The sequence below is a fragment of the Ktedonosporobacter rubrisoli genome (assembly GCF_004208415.1).
Taxonomy (GTDB): Bacteria; Chloroflexota; Ktedonobacteria; order Ktedonobacterales; family Ktedonobacteraceae; genus Ktedonosporobacter; species Ktedonosporobacter rubrisoli.
In genome coordinates, this window is sequence record NZ_CP035758.1 from 21,318 (window position 1) to 38,069 (window position 16,752).

Sequence of the window (16,752 nt, forward strand, 5' to 3'; positions counted from 1 at the left end):
TTGCTTGAGGTGACTGGGCATAATCCCTCTGTCACCCGACTCTCAGGCTTTCCAGCACACTTCCATCCCAAATGCATATAATCCTTTTTCCTTGTGCTTTGAGCTTCTTCACTTCTGTATCTGCTTCATCTAGTAAAAACTGGTCAATGGAGGCCACCATCCATTTGATCGACCGAATCAGGTTTCCCGGCCTTTTTGTCCCTGCTGGAGCCTGTGTCGAAAGTCCACGAACTCCATCAAGATAGGAGCCCAACTCACTTAAAAGAAGAGCCTGCTTTGCATTCCTGAAACGCAGGATAGCGATGCAACCCTGAAGAAATGTTCGTACAAGCCGCTTATCTAGCAGGATGTCGAGCACAGAAAGAAGAGGGAAAAGGAAGATTTCGAGCTGCTGCGCGATTTCCTGTGAGACGTGCTCAGAAGCTTGTTCCTTTTCTGGAAGTATGTCATACTTGGATGGCATCGATGTGAAAGACCTCCTTGCGCTGTCTGTTGAAGATGAAGCAAACAGCGCAAGGAGGTCTCTTTTGCCTCGTCTTGCCCTCTTTTGGGTTTCCATCATCCCTTACGGCTCGACGGGTTCCCCAAAAATTCGGGATGAGTCATATATTACAAATTGGGGGATTTTACTCCGCCTTCCATTCCTTTGCTTCTTGCATTAACAACTGATAGTCTCGATAATGTCCTTAATGCGCAACCTGGACCTCTACTTTATTCGGCAATTACTCCCAACTGCTGAAGAAGGCTCAAATTATCGGCAAGGAAATCTGCTTCCACAATCTTACCATGGGCAAAACGATACATGGCAATCAAACTATAAGTGACTGGCTTGTGGGTTGCCGGAACGTTACGCAGCATACCTTCGTGTGTTCCCCAGATGGTATAGCTTACCCAGACCCTCTCTCCCTCTGCTACCATATCCTCAAAAGTATGATGAACATCAGGAAGCGCCTCCAGAAAAGCAGTCATAAAACTGTGATAGTTTGCATAGGTCGGGTCGATGCCAAATCTTTTTAAGACGGGAAAATTGCCTTGTGGATCAATACCACGCCAGAAGGTTTCTAGATCGTGCCGCTCATAAGCTGTTATCAAATGGCGAATCAGCTCCTTATTTTCTTCTGCTGACATTGTTAATCCTTTCTCGCTTCGCTTGCATCTACGCTCAAAAGCGATCTTCAATTTACTTAGACTTATCTTATATTAGACTTATCTTATAGAACAAATACTAACTATTAGAATGAGTATTGTCAAGGGGAAATAGCGGCCAGCTGTCTATTTTGCCCGTTATAATCTATCTTAAATTTATTTCTCTCTTGCTCTAAATAAAAATAGTGGGCTATATTCCTTTACAGCAGGAAAGCCACTAACGAAAAAGCCAGAAATACAAAGCTGGATCTTGCGCTCAGCCCTCCTTCCGGTTTATCCTATGCAAAACTGATATGTGTTCGCTGCTAGAGAGGAAGAGAAGATGTCATTGGCCCATGCGATTCTTGGTTGGCTGCATAAAGAGCCTATGAGTGGCTATGATCTAAAAAAACATTTTGATCAGGGTATTGGTTATTTCTGGCCCGTAGATCAAATGCAAATCTATCGCACGCTGGATCGGCTGGTTGAGCAAGGAAATCTTGTGCTTCATGAGGAAATTCAGCATGGTCGGCCCAATCGAAAGGTCTATTCAGTCACTGAGGCAGGGCAAGAAGAACTACGTCGTTGGCTCACTTCTCCTCAAGCTTTGCCTGCCCTCCGCGATCCGCTTCTTATCCAGCTTTTCTTTGCGGCACCCTTATCTAATGCCGAGATTATCGAGCTGCTTGAACAACAGCAGGCTGAGCATCGTAAATTGCTGGCCTACTATCAGCAGAAAGTCACCATTTCACTTGATGCAGCACCCGATATCCCGCATGATGTAAGCCGAGAGAAGATGCTCCAGCAACAAGTATTGGAGTACAGCATAAGGCGCGAGCAAACCTATCTTGATTGGCTAAAACAGGCTATTGGGAACATTCAAATGCTTCAAGAATAAATTGGCCTTCTCTTCTTAGTCTGCTCGCATATCCAAATCGGTTAGCCAGGTGGCGGAGCTTCCATCACGATTGCCTTGATGGCCATATTAGCCTTTGCGCATAGCTTTTTGCACGAAGGCTTACTCTGACCATCTATCAAGAGCAAGAGGCGCTGCCCCTTCAGTTATCACGCTCAATATGTGGTTAGTCATTTCTTGTATCGAAAGCATTTTCTCCCCTTGACTCCATTCGACCACCACTCCCAGGATCGCCCAACTTATCATTGAAGCCCTGATTTCTACAGGAACATTTCTTTCCCCTCTTGCGACAGGAATCTTTTTGAACCAGCCCAATAATAGCCTTGTCAATTGTTCCTGGGTAGCTTTTCGCATAAGCGGATCGGTCATCTCAGTCGGCGGACAGCGGCCATACGCCTCGGCAAAGACTTCAAGTATTGTCTGAATCAAGACACGTAGATGCTCCTTTCCCCAGCTAACTGCTTGGGGAAGCTTGCTCGCTAATATATGGCTTAATTGCTCATGCATGATTGCTTCCAGAAGCTCATATTTATCTGCAAAGTGCGTATAAAAGGTGCCGCGATTGACTTCAGCTCGATCAGCAATATCCTGAACAGTGATCGCCGCAAATCTCTTTTCCCTCATAAGTTCCATAAGAGCCTGCTGCAATAAACGGCGCGATCGCCTGGCACGCCGGTCTACGTTTTGACTTCGTTCTCCTATCAATTCGTGCGGTCCTTTCGCTGTTCCTAAATTCACATTCTAGAGGCTAGCGTGCAACTTGCAACTCTATTTTTCAACATTCTCTTCACGTTGTTGAATACCCATACATATGCAGCTGATTGACTATTGCCTGTGTCCTTATTTCGCCATACCATTATAACCGGTTCATGTTTAAACTGCCTACTATGAACTACAACAAATTGGAAAGGTAGTAAATCTGACCGACAAAATATCATCATTTAGAAAGGTCATACGATGCAAACTATTGTTATTGTTGGCGCCGGGCCAGGGTTAGGCTTCTCAGTAGCCAGACAATTCGGCCATCGCGGCTTTCGCATTGCGCTTATCGCACGAACGCAAGCCACTCTTGAAGCGTTAGTACAGCGCTTGGAAGCAAAACACGATATTGAGGCTACCAGCTTCCCAGCAGACATAAAAGATCTCGCACAGCTTCATGCTGCTTTCACTCAAATTCGACGCACGTACGGTCATATTGACGTCATGTACTTCAATCGTGGCCCAAGCGAGCCGAAGGAAATAGCTTCTGTTCTCGATCTCACCCACGAGAATGTTTATGAACAGCTTCAGAACCATGTCTATGGTGCCATGAGCAGCGTACAAGAAGTCCTACCTGCCATGCTTGACAAGGGTCATGGAACTCTACTTTTTACTACAGGCGTTTCCTCAATAGTTCCTATACCAACTTTAGCTAATGTTGGAATTGCTATGGCTGGTTTACGCAACTATGCGCATTGCCTCCATACTGCGCTCGCCAGCAAAGGGATCTATGTAGGTCATCTTATCATCGCAACCGGCCTTCGGCCTCGAATTGCCAGCGGAGAAGATCCCGATATTCCTGCTTCACTTCTCTATGATATGTGGCAGAAAAGAGATCGTCAGGAAGAGAAGTTTGCAGGATACGATTGACTACGATTTTTTTGGCTCAATAGTCAGCCAAGCGCATACTGAGCTAGCTAGTGCAAGCACAGCACAAACGGCGCTACAAATACGGAAGCCATCTATAAAAGATGCTGAAATAGCTTGCCTGAGCATTTTCTGCGTAGCATAATCTACTTGCCCTGGAATCTGGATACCCGCGAGACGTTCGCGCTGCATCTCAATAAGCTGACGCATCCCTGGAGCAATATGAAGCATAGCCATATGTTGCTCCAGGCTTCTGCTAAAGACAAAGAAGACGACGAGGCCAAAAATAGCCACAGCCAGCAGGCCCGCTGTGCGCGATACAGCATTATTGATGCCTGAAGCTACCCCTGCATCGCGCTCTCGCACTGCACCCATCACAGTTGTCGTTAGAGGAGCAACAGTAATCACCATGCCTATCCCTAAAACGACAATAGCCGGGAAAAAGGTAATCCAATACGATCCTCCTTGTGCCGGGACCGCAAAGAGGACAAAACTAATTGCAGTGACCAAAGGACCTACCACCAGGGGTAACTTCGCTCCATAGCGTGTTACCAGTCCCCCAGCCCAGCGCGACAGTAGAAACATAATCAGTGTGAAAGGTAGCATTGCAGCACCTGCCGCGGTAGCTGAGTATCCTTGCACCTGAATAAGATTAAATGGCAAAAAATACATTATTCCCGTGAGCGCCATATAGAGCAACATTGTCAGCACATTAGCGCCACTAAATGTACGCGAACGAAACAGTGTAAGTGGTATCAATGGAGCCAATGACCGTTTCTCAACTAGAACCCACCCACATAGCCCTACTACTCCAAGCATAAACATCGCCAGCACCAGGGGATGACCTATTCCCAATGGCCCTGCCTCAATTAAAGCATATACAATCGCCCCTAATCCCAGTACTACTAGGAAGGTACCTCTCCAATCAAGCCTTCCACTAACGCTTTCGTTGCGGCTCTCAGGTACATGCCAGATGGTCACTAGCAGTACTAGCACAGCAAGAGGAACATTGATAAAAAATATCCAGCGCCAGGAAACATATTGTACTAACCCTCCTCCCAATACAGGACCTATAGCCGACGTGATGGAAGTCATACCTGACCAGGTGCCAATCGCCCGCCCTCGCCTCTCTTCAGGAAAAGATGCACTGAGAATAGCCAGGCTGCCAGGAACCAGCAGCGCCCCTCCAATCCCCTGAATTGCGCGTGCTAGAATCAGGATCAGAATATGAGGTGCCAAACCACAGAGAACCGATGCCAGTGTAAAAATAGTTATCCCAAACATAAAAATTCTCTTACGTCCAAAACGATCTCCCAGAGCTCCGCCAACTAGAATCAGGGCAGCTAACAATAATGAATATGCGGCAACTATCCACTGTGCATCCGCTGCAGATGCATGTAGCTCTTCTTGCAATACAGGCAAAGCAACGGTCACTACGGAACCATCAATAAAAGCCATACTTGATCCAAAGATAGTTGCCACCAGTACCCAGGGACCACGGTGCGGGGCACACTGGGGCATACCACTAAGCGGAGCCGGCGCAGCTCGTATTACTCCCTCGTCACAGGGGGTCTTAAGAAAATTAGGCATTTTAGGTGATCTCCTCTTCCTTCTGATTATTCATCCATTCTACTCTCTGTTTCGTATACATAATATTGATGTTTAAGATAATTAACACATGCTAGATTAGCTGACATTCCTTTCAATAAAAGGCATTAATGGCCTTTTGCTGGCAATTAGTCCTGCTGAGCTTAACAGCTCCCTCTTGCATTGTTATAAATACGTGTGATAATAGTGTACATAGAAAGAAAGCAGTAAGAAAGCTCTTCTTGTTTCAGTTTGCTGTAACCAGTTGCATTTAAACATACTTATAAATAAATGGTTGCCGAGGATATATATAGGGGTGCACCTTGGCGTTAACCAGCTATTTTTATAGCAGAAAGGATCTATTTATTTCTTAATGAACCCTGATCGATTTGTCAGCAAGACTGTTTATAGAAGTTGTATTATGCCCACACAATCAACAGATGATCAGAATACATATATTCCTCCTGATGCCTCTAGCAATGGCACAACTACTTCAGGAGAGAATGCTACCCTGGCCGCGTTCCCCCAGGAAGGCTTATTAGAACTCGCCATCCAGGCAGCTGGGGCTGGTTTGTGGGACTGGGACTTACTTAATAACCATCTTACCTGGTCAGACCAGTGCAAGAAGTTGTTTGGCCTTCCGCCCGATAGAGAGATGAGCTTTGAAGTCTTCGTCAATACTTTGCATCCCGACGATCTTCCAGTGATGGATCAAGCCCTTATTGAGAGCCTCGTCCAACGCGCAGAATACAATGTTGAATATCGTGTTATCTGGCCCGATAAGAGCGTCCATTGGATAGATGCACGCGGACGAGCTATATATAATCCACAGGGCGATCCCATACGTATGGTTGGAATAGCTCTCGATATTACCTCTCAAAAATATGCAGAGGAGCTTGAGCAGGAAAATACGAAGAAGATACAGGCCATTTTTGAAAGTGTTACCGATGCTGTCGTGCTCGTAGACTCCGAGTGGCGCATCACATATATGAACTCGCAGGCTGAGCAACTCTTCAGAGCCAATTTTACTCAGGCCGCGGGCCAAACTCTCTGGCATGTCTTCCCCGCTCTCTACGATACTATTTTTGGTGAGCGCTATCGAGAGGCTATGCGCAAGCGGCAACCCGATCGAATAGAGGCCATGTATGAGCCACGAGGCCTCTGGTACGAAGTGCGCGTCTACCCACTCAAGGATGGCTCTCTCGCCCTTTATACCAATAATATTAGCGAGCAAAAGCGTGTGGAAGCCGAGTTGCGCGCTAGTGAGCTTCAGTTCCACCGCCTTGTCGACTCTAATATCATTGGCGTATTTATCGGTGATATACATGGGCAAATATTCGAAGCCAATGAGGCTTTTCTCTCGCTTCTCGGCTTTAAGAAGGAAGATCTGGCTCAGGGCTTGCGCTGGGATACCTTGACCCCCGCCGAATATGAGGCCGGCGATCAACATGCTATTGGGGAAATGTTAGAGAAAGGCTTCTGCACTCCTTTTGAAAAAGAGCATATTACTAAAAATGGTAAACGCGTCCCCGTTCTGGCCGGCGCTGCCATGCTCCAGCATCCTCCAGATCGCTTTATCGGCTTTGTGCTTGATATTAGCTCCCAAAAGACCTTAGAGCGTCAAAAGGATGTCTTCATTAGTATGGCCGGGCACGAGCTTCGCACTCCTCTCACAGCAATAAAAACTAGCTTACAACTCATGAATCGCCGCCTCTTGCGTATAAAAGAGGAACTTCTCAAGAGCACGCCTACCACAAGCAATACTCTGGAGGCAGTTTTTACCCTGCTGGCACGTTCTCTACGCCAGATTGAGGTACAAAATCGCCTGATTAATGATCTCGTTGATGTCTCTCGTATCGCGGCCGATAAACTTGTCCTTACTCCCAAGCTATGCAATCTCTCGGAAATTGTTTCCACGGCCATCGAAGATCTTCAGGCTACTGATCCTGACCGCAAATTTATTCTTTCGCTTCCACAGGATCAAGCTATTCTGGTTGTAGCCGATGCCGATCGTATTGGACAGGTTGTGAACAATTATGTCACAAATGCTCTTAAGTACTCTCCAGACGATCGACCAATTACCGTTGGCTTACAGGCAGAAGGGGCAGATGCGCGTGTCTGGGTTAAAGATGCCGGGCCTGGTCTCTCTAAGGAGGCCCAGAAACACATCTGGGAGCGCTTTTATCAGGTGAAAGGGGTGCATACTCAGAATGGCGGAGGCATCGGTCTGGGACTAGGACTCTACATTTGTAAGACCCTTATTATGCTACAGCATGGCACTGTAGGCGTCGATAGTACACCAGGCGAGGGCTCTTCCTTCTGGTTTACCCTGCCTCTAGCTAAGGTAGAATAAATTATTCTAAGCAATTACATATTTCTGCAGGCAAGCATATATTAAATTTGAACGCTTGCCTGCCTGGCAAAGTCCGAGCCTGCGTTCCCTCCCCTATCGATCCTCTATTTGCTCTTCAGGCTGAGGCTTGATTGGACGCTTAAAATAGTGGAAAGGTGTCCAGTTTCCGCAAGGTTCCCAGTTCTCGGCAATCATTTCGGCAATGATCACATTGCGATTCAGCCCGATTCGGCGGGCATATTCCCATTGCTGAATCTTCTTACGATCCCAGGGTCGCTGGCAGTATAAAGCTAGTGCTGCAACATCTGAGAGTTCCCAGCCTGCTTTACCCGCTTCTTGCAAGATTGCCATCTCATCAAAGGCTGTTGCTCTAAATGTGCGCCTCTGCCACTCCCCTCCTGCACTCTGCTCATAGGCTGCTACTCTCTCCTCAGCGTAAACTTCCGCAGGTCCGAAGGCTGCAAGAGGCTCTTCTCCGCTCTCTCTGAGATGACTTTCTACTTCTGCAACAATATCTCCTATCCGCGAACTCTCCACTCCATAGCGCTGAAGACAGGCGGAAAGCTGCTCAAGATATGTGTCGATCATTATGTTTATTCTCCTCTTCGATAAATCAAGGTCGCAACGTGCTCGGCAAACATTGTCCAATCAGATGCCTGCTCCTCAAAGACGCGTCGCCCTTGCTCAGTGAGCACATAATATTTACGCCCTGGCCCTTGCTGGCGTACTGTCCAACGGCTCGTGACCAGACTCATCTCCTCTAGACGGGCCAGGAGAGGATACAATGTGCCGCCCTTGATATGTCCTAGCCCTGCTTGTTCCAGACGCTGGCTAATTGCATACCCATAATATTCTCCATCGTACAAGACGCCAAGAATACACAGATCCAGCACGCCGCGTAGCCATTGTGTCCGTCTTTCTGCTTTCATATCTATATAGTAACACAACCTATATCGCTATGCAATCTAGATTGTATAGCGATATAGGTCGACAAGCCATTCAGGCATATTAGCCTTTACTCCGATCTCTTGCTTCTCGTGACTTTTGCCTCTCGCGTTTACAAGAGGCAAGGCCGCATGCCTTTCTTCTATCCTTGTTTTCACTCGCTACAACATTGCTAATAAAGTTAAATAATTATGCAATTCTAATATATGTTTTCTAAATACATTAGAGATTATCTAAACTTGTTATCCCTGCGATAAACATAAATATTGCTCTTTATTTCAACACAGCTTGCTTTTTCCTAGTATTTTATGTATACTGTTGTTATGGTTAATATTTACTCTTCTTCCTGCTTACCTTTACTATTAAGGAGATTAATTCTTCTTTTACAGAATAGTCTCTCTCTATTCCACCTAAAGTAGCTACATGCTAATGCTCACTAAGATGCACTTGAGGAATTTTGCTCCACATAATAGAGACTCAAAGACATAGGTCGTCTTCGGCCGAAAAATGCAAGAGGGTAGAATAGTTTATCGCTAACCATTTCGCTTGTGGATACGAGTTAAAAAGTATGTAACATCTATTGCAAGGAGGTAATTAGATGCCACACACAGCTGTCTTAGAAACGCCTGTCATTGAGCAGCCAAATAGTCTTGACGAGTTCGAACTCGATGTACGCATTAGCATTCCTACTCGTGTCCCACACATTGTAGCAAGCGGCAGCGACTGTGATGCCTGCACTTCTGCATACAATTCTTGTAGAAGTTGCGATCCTGCTACTGGCTGCCCCAGCTGTTTTGTCCCCATTAAGGACATACACTAGCTTGAATTTGTGCTTGCTAGATGTGGACGGCAGCCAGATCCACACATTGTAAGCAGGCGAAGGTGATCGCGCTGCCTTCTTCATACAGGCTTCTCATGGTAGTTATAGCTGCTTCTATTAAGATAGCAGTATCCTTCTCTTAAAAAGTGCTTTTAGAGAGCAGGTTCCCTTCTATGGCTTTGCTGGGAACCTGCTCTCTTCGCTTCTCCTGCCAGAGTATCAGCCCTTCCGCTGCTAAATTTCCTTGCGCGTCATTACTATAGCTATGCTTAGCATGCTCAACTTGAAGATGCTCAGCGCCAACAGGTTGAATGATACGAGAGAAATCCTTCCATCAGCCTCCCAGCCCTCTTTCATTCTGGAGCTAGAGTAGCAGAAACGCTTGTATAATAACACATAAAATGCATTAATATTTATTTCTTTTCAACAAGCAATCAGTGTTTTGGCTGGATTTCAGGAGGGTCATCTTCCTATGAACAAACAGGGGCTGATTACCAGAACCTACTCTTGTTTAAGAAAAATGCTCTTAAAATAGTTCAAGCGTAGTATGAAAAGTGACAGATAAATGACTGGTTCCTGTCCTGGCCGATTGCACTTCTTTTCATGTAATCTTCTTATATAAGCGCAAGTGATAGGGAAAAATATCACAGACTTCTTGCATCGCCTGCAAGCAGCATCAAACCCGGCCGAGGCCTCCTGGCTCTGGCTGGGTCACCTGTATAGCCCCTGCTAAGGGCCTCTAGCAGGCTGAATCTAGCATGCAAGGTACGGACAGTCACTACTCGCGCAGGGATGAGTAGTTTCATTTTCCTGTTTCGCTTGCAGGTAAGGGTAAAATAGGATGTAATCCATCTACTACATGGAGGTTATTGGATGTCACATGCAACTGTCTTAGATTTGCCAGCCCTTGACCAGCCGATCAGTTCCGACGAGTTCGAGCTCGATGTTCGTATTAGCCTCACAACTCACGTCCAGCAAATCGCAGCCACTTCCGCTGGCAACGATTTGCGCATTTCTGTACGTGATACTTGCGATTCTTGCACTTCTTGTTCTAACACATGCTACGACAGTTGTATCAACTGCTGGACCACTGCTGTCTGTGCCTAGAAGGCCCACGCGCCAAGCCTGGTCAAGGGAAAAACATCAAAGGCTGCTTGTCTTGTCAGCAACCTTTATCAAACTTGACGGAGATCTCATGGTTCTGGATGCGTCCCATACATAACTCCTGCTAAGGGCCTCTAGCAGGCTGAATCTAGCTCCCAGAACACGGACTACTTCCGCAGGAAGGAGCAGTTTGCATTTTCCCGCTTCGCTTGCAGATGAGAGTTAAGAAGATAAGTAATCTTACTACTACGAGGAGGTAATCGGATGCCACACACAGCCGTCTTAGATATGCCAATCATTGAACAGTCGACCAGTTCCGACGAGTTCGAGCTCGATGTTCGTATTAGCCTCACAACTCACGTCCCGCAAATCGTTGCCAGCGGAAGTGATTGTGGTGTATGCACTTCTGCATACAACTCTTGTGATTCTTGTAATTCTTGTTATGACACCTGTAACGCTTGCTATACCACTTGGGTCTGCCAATGAGCAGGGCTGAACCAAGCTCGCCAAGTCCGGTCAGTAACCATACCCACACATTGTAGCAGATAGAGTATTCACTACGTCTGCCTCTTTCTATGCTTCTCATGTTAGTTGTAGGTGTTTCGATTCAGCTAGAAATATCTGCCTCTTAAGCTCTGCTAGAAAGCAGGCTCCCAAATAATCGAGGGAGCCTGCCCTCACCTGGTCTTCTAGCAGAATCTCAGCTCTCGCTTTTAAATTTCCTTGAGCATGATTAGCATGAAAATGAGCAGCACCAACAGGTTAAATAGCCCTGCTTGTTCCAGGCGCTGGCTGATTGCATACCCATAATATTCTCCATCGTACAAGACGCCAAGAATTCACAGATCCAGCACGTCGCGTAGCCATTGTGTCCGTCTTTCTGCTTTCATATCTATATCGCTGTACAAGCTAGATTGCATATCTATCTAGCTTGTACAGCGATATAGGTTGGCAGACAATCTAAGTAAAATGGTTTTCACGCTGGTCACTTGTTTATCCACAATGGCTATAGGATTGAATCTACAGCCTCTCCTATACATCGTCTTATCTGCTCTGATATAGCTAATAATGTTAAACAATAAACGATTCTGATATGTATTTCCTTAAATACATTAGAAATTAGCTATATTTTTTATATTTGTTCTTAGCATCAAAATTGCTCTTAATTTCAAGCATATCTTGCTTTTTCTCAATATTTTGTGTATACTTCTGTTATGATAATATATACTCTTATTTCTTCTTGTCATTATTAAGAAGATTAATCTTCTTCTTTTACTCTCTATTCCATTACAATTAGTTGTAAGCAAATGCTTGCTAAGATGCAATAGAGAGAGGATGATCTACATATGGGATTCAAAGGCATGGATCGTCTTCAGTCGAAAAATGCAAGAGGGTAAGAGTAGTTTATCAGTACCCATTTCGCTTGCTGATAAGGATAACAAGATATGTAATCCATCTACTTCAAGGAGGTAATTGGATGCCACACACTACCATTTTAGATATGCCGGTCATTGACGAGCCGGCCTGTGCCGACGAGTTCGAGCTCGATGTTCGTATTAGCCTCACAACTCACGTCCCGCAAATTGTTGCTAGCGGTAGCGATTGTTCCATCTGCACTTCGTGCTATAATTCTTGCGATGGATCTTGTCATAGCGACTGCAACACCTGTTGGACTACCGCCGTCTGTGCATAGGAGGCCGGTATCGTCAGTGGTCAGGCCTCACGCCTTATAGCGAGTGGAGATATTTGTGGTGCCATCTCCACTTATGCTTCTAATGGTATTTGTAGCCTCACTTGGTCAAGATAGAAGCATTCTCCTCTTAATAAATCACTCTCAGAGAGCAGGCTCCACTCTCTGGCTTTTGCTGGGAACCTGCTCTCTTCGCTTCTCCTGCCAGAGTATCAGCCCTTTCGCTGCTAAATTTCCTTGCGCGTCATTACTATAGCTATGCTTAGCATAATTACCATGAAAATGAGCAGCACCAACAGATTGAAGGGCACACTGCTCAGATCATAATTTAGCAACATGGCTCGAATTGCGTTTACTCCATAGGTTAAGGGATTGATCAGTAAGATAGTATGCAGCCAGGCAGGCACCTGCTTGGTCGGAAAGATTGCCCCGGAGAACATATAGAGCGGCAGGGTAATAAAGTTCTGAATCGTGCCAAAGTTCTCAAAATCAGTTATCCACATGGCAATCACTACTCCTAGTGCCGAGATAGCGAGAGCTGTGACAAACATGGCAACAAGCGCGCCCAGGACATTCAGTGGTGTTAAAGTCACTGAGGCAAAAGGTGCAAAGAGCAGGATAATTGCTGACTGAGCTGTGGCGCTGGATGCACCGCCCAGGCATTTTCCGATCACTAATGTGGAGCGCGGCGTAGGCGCAACCTGCACTTCCTTGAGAAAGCCAAACTCTCGGTCATACACGATGGAGATTGCAGATTGCAAGCTGCTAAAGATAATGGTCATGCCAATGACGCCGGGAAACACAAATTGTGCATAGCTAAATCCAGAAATTGAGCCGAGCGAGCCGCGTAGCCCAAAGCCCAGGGCAAAGAGCCAGACCAATGCCCGCGCAACTGAGCCCAGCAGTCTGCTGCGTTGCCGCCAGAAGCGCACCATATCTCGCCGCCAAATCATGGCGACTCCTTCTAGGTCGATGGGAATCCAGCCGGGAGCCGCTCTTCCTTCAGATAAAGATGTTGGATTCTTGAGCATAGTGATGTCCTCTTTCTCATAAAAATTCCTACGTCCTGTTCCTCAGATCTCTTTTATACGCATTCGGATGTTTCTCTTTTCCTTACTTCGCTTTCCGTTAATGCTGCTATTCGTTAGCGACGTAAGCGGCCTCGGCTACGCAAACGAGCCCCCAGGCGCTCTTTGGCTCCAGCTACTTCGTCACGGATCGCTCGGCCGGTCAGGTGTACAAAGACATCCTCAAGAGTTGGCGCTTGCACGCTGACGTTATTGACCTCTATATCCGCCAACGTGAGTTTACGAATTAAGGCGGCTGCTAGCGCCTGCCCATCTTCGCCTTCGACACAAATACTCTCTTCTTCTCTGCGCACAGGACGATTCAGCCAGCTGCTAATCTCTGCCACAGCTCGCTCGGTTTCGTTTGTAGTAAGCCGTACAACATCTTGACCAACCATACGCTTGAGCGCTTCTGGCGTGTCAAGCGCTACTATTCTGCCATGATCCATAATCGCAATACGATCACAATATTCGGCTTCATCCATATAGTGGGTGGTCATAAAAATGGTCAATCCGGTGCTCTGGCGCAAGCGCAGCACATGGGCCCAAACGCTACGCCGTGTCTGCGGATCAAGTCCAACGGTTGGCTCATCGAGAAAGAGGGTTTGCGGCTCGTGCAAGAGGCCGCGCGCAACTTCAAGACGGCGCTTCATGCCTCCGGAGAATGTCTTGACCGGATCTTTACGCCGGTCTTCAAGACCTACCAGCTTGAGCAGATCATTAATACGTTGCTGACGCGTGTTTCTTGGCGTATGGTAGATCATACAGTGATAATATAAGTTCTGCTCGGCTGAGAGATATTCGTCAAGCGTGGGATCTTGAAACACAATGCCTATACTACGACGTACGTTTGCCGCTTCGCGCTCGATATCAAAGCCATTTATCACTGCTCGTCCGCTGCTGGGCCGCAACAGGGTGCAGAGCATCTTAATTGTTGTGCTCTTACCTGCTCCATTAGGACCCAAAAAGCCAAAGGTCTCACCTCGCTCAACATGGAGATCAATGCCTTTAACAGCCTGGATTTCCCCAAAGGAGCGCGATAGCTTCTCAGTATCAATAGTCATAGCCTCACCTCGCTCAAGTGCTTCAGAACTGGCAAAACGGCACGCAGACGTTCTAATTCTTCATCGTTCAGCTGGCCCAAGCGTTTCTGCAAAGCTGCCCGCCTGACTTGATTGTATAGGGTAATAGCCTTTTTTCCTCGTTCCGTTGGCCGCACCCAGACCACACGCCAATCTTGCTCATCTCTCAGGCGCTCAATATATCCCTGAGCAAACAGGCGCTTGACCATCGCCGTAGCTGTAGGCGGCGTTACGGCCAGTTGCTCGGCTAGATCCTGCATGGTACAGCGTTCCTGCCTCACCAGAATTCCTAGCAGCCTGAACTGCCCACGTGTAGCTCGCAGTTCGGCAATATCGCGCCACTCAGGCTCTAAGCTCTGAGGGTCTGCATCAAGTGGTACATCCGCCCGCAAGCGCTGGAGCAGATTTGGCAATACCTCTAATAGCTCATCTGCGAGATCTAGCTGTTGCGCTGCGTCTTGCTCAGCCATATTCATTTCCTTTTACTTCATCAATCAATTACTTTGAGTCTCTAAATAAATGATAGGCTAAAGAAAAGCGTATGTCAAGGTCTGCTTCGCTCTGTTCATCACAAAATAAGCGAGGCGCTTGACTGTGCCTCGCTCATCTCGATCTGGCGTTAGTCAGCGCCTGGCGCTCTAAAGGCTGAAAATAACCAGTGATTTATCTATCTGTCCCTGATGCTACCATTACCACAAGCTTACTCGCCTTCGGGCAATTCAACTTCTCCCCGGCCTACGAAGCGGCATTGCCCACCCACAAAAACGCCTGTAATCTTCCCATTTTCTTGCTCAATCTTAATCTGAATTATGCTTGGGCGCCCCATTTCAAAACCTTGTTCGCTCGTAATCTCAGTGCTGGCAGCGGTGGGAAGCATTTTATGCCGTACGAGATAACAGCCTAAGGGACCGTTGGCGGCTCCGGTGGCTGGATCTTCAGCTAATCCTAGCGTGGGAGCGAACATACGACCGTGAACCGTCGAGCCCGGCCGCTCGGCCTGTAGGGTAAAAGCATAGACATTTGGCGCGGCAAAGTTGCGCAAAATCCCTTCCCAAACATCCAGGCGAAAACGAATGCTTTGTATGGCTGCCAGTGTCTTCACTGGGACAAAAAGGAAGGGTACACCACAGGAGATTACTTGACAGGGAAGATCATCCATGAGATCTGCTAATTCCAGCGAAAGCAGTTTCGCCAGCGCCGCCCGCTCCATGAATTGCTCTCCAAAGTTGGGTAAAGGCTGCTGCATCTGAATCGTTTGTACATTCCCTGCTTGCACCAGTTTGATCGGGATAAGCCCTACTTTCTCTTCAAAAGTAATGGAGGTTTCAGTTCCACTTAGCTGAATCAGGCCTTCGTGAGCCAGGGTAAAAGCGGTTCCCACTGTTGGATGACCGGCCATTGGCATTTCAGCCGCGGGAGTAAAAATTCGTACCTGATAGGTATGCTCAGGCTGCTGAGCAGGTAGCACGAAGGTCGTTTCTGAAAGGTTCATCTCGCGCGCCAGCTTTTGCATCGTCTCGCCAGAAAGCCCTTGCGCATCAAGAAATACGGCCAGTTGATTGCCTCCAAAGAGACGATCGGTAAAGACGTCAACCCAACAATAGTGCAGCTTTCTCATACTCTTCTCCTTACTGAGGCTTCTACTTTTATTGAGGTTATAGTCACGCAGCAATGCCCTGACCAACGGGAAGAAGTCACGCCACAAGCCAATAATAACAAGGGCATCATAGAAGAGTTTACTTACCCAGGCTTCATAAGTCAAATTATACTTCTGACTCGCGTCATCAACTGCTCATGGGACAAAGCAGATCATTCTTGTAGCATCAGTCCCACATCCACAAAAAATGACGCGACCCAAAGGCCACGTCACTATTTCCTGTAAAGCTTAGTTAAAGCTGTTCAGCACTCTAGAAGATGCTATTGTTACCGCCGCCTCCGCCCAGAAATTGCTTAGCTGCTAGTGCGGCAATCCCTGCTACGGCCAGCTTAGCGCCCGTGCTTCCCAGTGGTCCACCAGGGCCTAGTATTTGATGCAATATATCCGGCTGCTGCTGTTGCGCATATCCAGTAAGACGGGCAGCATCCTGAGGTGACATTCGATAGGGATCAGTCTCTTGAATCCCGGCCTGGCGAGGATCATAGCCTCGTTGCGTTAGTGCATTCATTATCCCTTGCAGAAGTCCCCCTCGCTGCTGCGGTGGCATTTGTTCGTAGTATTGCTGGTGTACATCCTGCACCATTTGAGGTGGCGCATTCTGCACAAAGCTCTGATAATGTTGCCGGGCCTCCTCTTCAGGAATCTGATGATAGGTACCCTGGTCCCAGGCCTGTGCATAATTCTGATACATTGGGGCATTGTTTGGGTTATATGGCCACATCATTCCGCTCCTTCTCCTATTTCAAAAGAACATATCCAGCATGCAGAAACACAGCTCAT

Annotated in this window: 17 protein-coding genes; 6 read left to right on the top strand and 11 right to left on the bottom strand. The window is 47.1% G+C overall.

Annotated elements, in window-relative coordinates; all coding sequences use genetic code 11:
- Window positions 1–31: 31 nt before the first annotated feature.
- Window positions 32–562 carry a hypothetical protein gene (locus EPA93_RS00135; RefSeq protein ID WP_129885084.1) on the bottom strand — a complete coding sequence of 177 codons (531 nt, stop codon included), beginning with the start codon at window positions 560–562 and terminating at the stop codon, window positions 32–34.
- 149 nt (window positions 563–711) lie between these two features.
- Complete coding sequence (locus EPA93_RS00140; RefSeq protein ID WP_129885085.1) at window positions 712–1,128, bottom strand: ester cyclase; 417 nt, start codon at window positions 1,126–1,128, stop codon at window positions 712–714.
- 340 nt (window positions 1,129–1,468) lie between these two features.
- Here EPA93_RS00140 and EPA93_RS00145 point away from each other — a divergent pair, with 340 nt between their 5' ends.
- The gene (locus EPA93_RS00145; RefSeq protein WP_129885086.1) at window positions 1,469–2,023 is read left to right on the top strand and encodes a PadR family transcriptional regulator; all 555 of its coding nucleotides are present in this window, start codon (window positions 1,469–1,471) and stop codon (window positions 2,021–2,023) included.
- A gap of 120 nt (window positions 2,024–2,143) precedes the next feature.
- Here EPA93_RS00145 and EPA93_RS00150 read toward each other — a convergent pair whose 3' ends face one another.
- Window positions 2,144–2,674, bottom strand: a complete 531-nt coding sequence (locus EPA93_RS00150; RefSeq protein ID WP_129885087.1) for a TetR/AcrR family transcriptional regulator — start codon at window positions 2,672–2,674, stop codon at window positions 2,144–2,146.
- 324 nt (window positions 2,675–2,998) lie between these two features.
- On the opposite strand from EPA93_RS00150, the gene EPA93_RS00155 reads away from it, so the two are divergent.
- Entirely contained in the window at window positions 2,999–3,670 is a 672-nt protein-coding gene (locus EPA93_RS00155) for an SDR family NAD(P)-dependent oxidoreductase (RefSeq protein WP_129885088.1), read from the top strand.
- Here the strand turns inward: EPA93_RS00155 and EPA93_RS00160 are convergent, their stop codons facing one another.
- Window positions 3,671–5,257 carry an MFS transporter gene (locus EPA93_RS00160; protein WP_129885089.1) on the bottom strand — a complete coding sequence of 529 codons (1,587 nt, stop codon included), beginning with the start codon at window positions 5,255–5,257 and terminating at the stop codon, window positions 3,671–3,673. It lies immediately after the preceding gene.
- 418 nt (window positions 5,258–5,675) lie between these two features.
- Here EPA93_RS00160 and EPA93_RS00165 point away from each other — a divergent pair, with 418 nt between their 5' ends.
- Window positions 5,676–7,607 carry a PAS domain-containing sensor histidine kinase gene (locus EPA93_RS00165; protein ID WP_165422760.1) on the top strand — a complete coding sequence of 644 codons (1,932 nt, stop codon included), beginning with the start codon at window positions 5,676–5,678 and terminating at the stop codon, window positions 7,605–7,607.
- 93 nt (window positions 7,608–7,700) lie between these two features.
- Here the strand turns inward: EPA93_RS00165 and EPA93_RS00170 are convergent, their stop codons facing one another.
- Both EPA93_RS00170 and EPA93_RS00175 read right to left on the bottom strand, forming a co-directional pair.
- Entirely contained in the window at window positions 7,701–8,195 is a 495-nt protein-coding gene (locus EPA93_RS00170; RefSeq protein ID WP_129885091.1) for an HAAS signaling domain-containing protein, read from the bottom strand.
- Window positions 8,196–8,200: 5 nt separating this feature from the next.
- Window positions 8,201–8,536, bottom strand: a complete 336-nt coding sequence (locus tag EPA93_RS00175; protein ID WP_129885092.1) for a PadR family transcriptional regulator — start codon at window positions 8,534–8,536, stop codon at window positions 8,201–8,203.
- A gap of 614 nt (window positions 8,537–9,150) precedes the next feature.
- On the opposite strand from EPA93_RS00175, the gene EPA93_RS00180 reads away from it, so the two are divergent.
- The 3 genes from EPA93_RS00180 to EPA93_RS00190 all read left to right on the top strand — a co-directional run bounded on the left by EPA93_RS00180 (window position 9,151) and on the right by EPA93_RS00190 (window position 12,169).
- Complete coding sequence (locus tag EPA93_RS00180) at window positions 9,151–9,372, top strand: hypothetical protein (protein WP_129885093.1); 222 nt, start codon at window positions 9,151–9,153, stop codon at window positions 9,370–9,372.
- A gap of 873 nt (window positions 9,373–10,245) precedes the next feature.
- Window positions 10,246–10,479: a hypothetical protein gene (locus EPA93_RS00185; protein WP_129885094.1), complete on the top strand. Its 234-nt coding sequence runs from the start codon at window positions 10,246–10,248 to the stop codon at window positions 10,477–10,479.
- Between the two features lie 1,474 nt (window positions 10,480–11,953).
- Window positions 11,954–12,169, top strand: a complete 216-nt coding sequence (locus EPA93_RS00190; protein ID WP_129885095.1) for a hypothetical protein — start codon at window positions 11,954–11,956, stop codon at window positions 12,167–12,169.
- Between the two features lie 224 nt (window positions 12,170–12,393).
- Here the strand turns inward: EPA93_RS00190 and EPA93_RS00195 are convergent, their stop codons facing one another.
- The 5 genes from EPA93_RS00195 to EPA93_RS00215 all read right to left on the bottom strand — a co-directional run bounded on the left by EPA93_RS00195 (window position 12,394) and on the right by EPA93_RS00215 (window position 16,696).
- On the bottom strand, window positions 12,394–13,119 hold the full coding sequence (locus EPA93_RS00195) for an ABC transporter permease (RefSeq protein WP_165422761.1): 726 nt from the start codon (window positions 13,117–13,119) through the stop codon (window positions 12,394–12,396).
- 191 nt (window positions 13,120–13,310) lie between these two features.
- A complete protein-coding gene (locus tag EPA93_RS00200) occupies window positions 13,311–14,297 on the bottom strand; it encodes an ABC transporter ATP-binding protein (protein ID WP_129885097.1) in 987 nt (328 codons plus the stop codon).
- Window positions 14,294–14,785, bottom strand: coding sequence for a MarR family transcriptional regulator (locus tag EPA93_RS00205; RefSeq protein ID WP_165422762.1), 492 nt, complete (start codon window positions 14,783–14,785; stop codon window positions 14,294–14,296). The genes EPA93_RS00200 and EPA93_RS00205 overlap by 4 nt, the downstream gene beginning before the upstream one ends.
- A 230-nt stretch (window positions 14,786–15,015) precedes the next feature.
- Window positions 15,016–15,933 carry a PhzF family phenazine biosynthesis protein gene (locus tag EPA93_RS00210; protein ID WP_129885099.1) on the bottom strand — a complete coding sequence of 306 codons (918 nt, stop codon included), beginning with the start codon at window positions 15,931–15,933 and terminating at the stop codon, window positions 15,016–15,018.
- Window positions 15,934–16,222: 289 nt separating this feature from the next.
- Entirely contained in the window at window positions 16,223–16,696 is a 474-nt protein-coding gene (locus EPA93_RS00215; protein WP_129885100.1) for a hypothetical protein, read from the bottom strand.
- Window positions 16,697–16,752 lie beyond the last annotated feature (56 nt).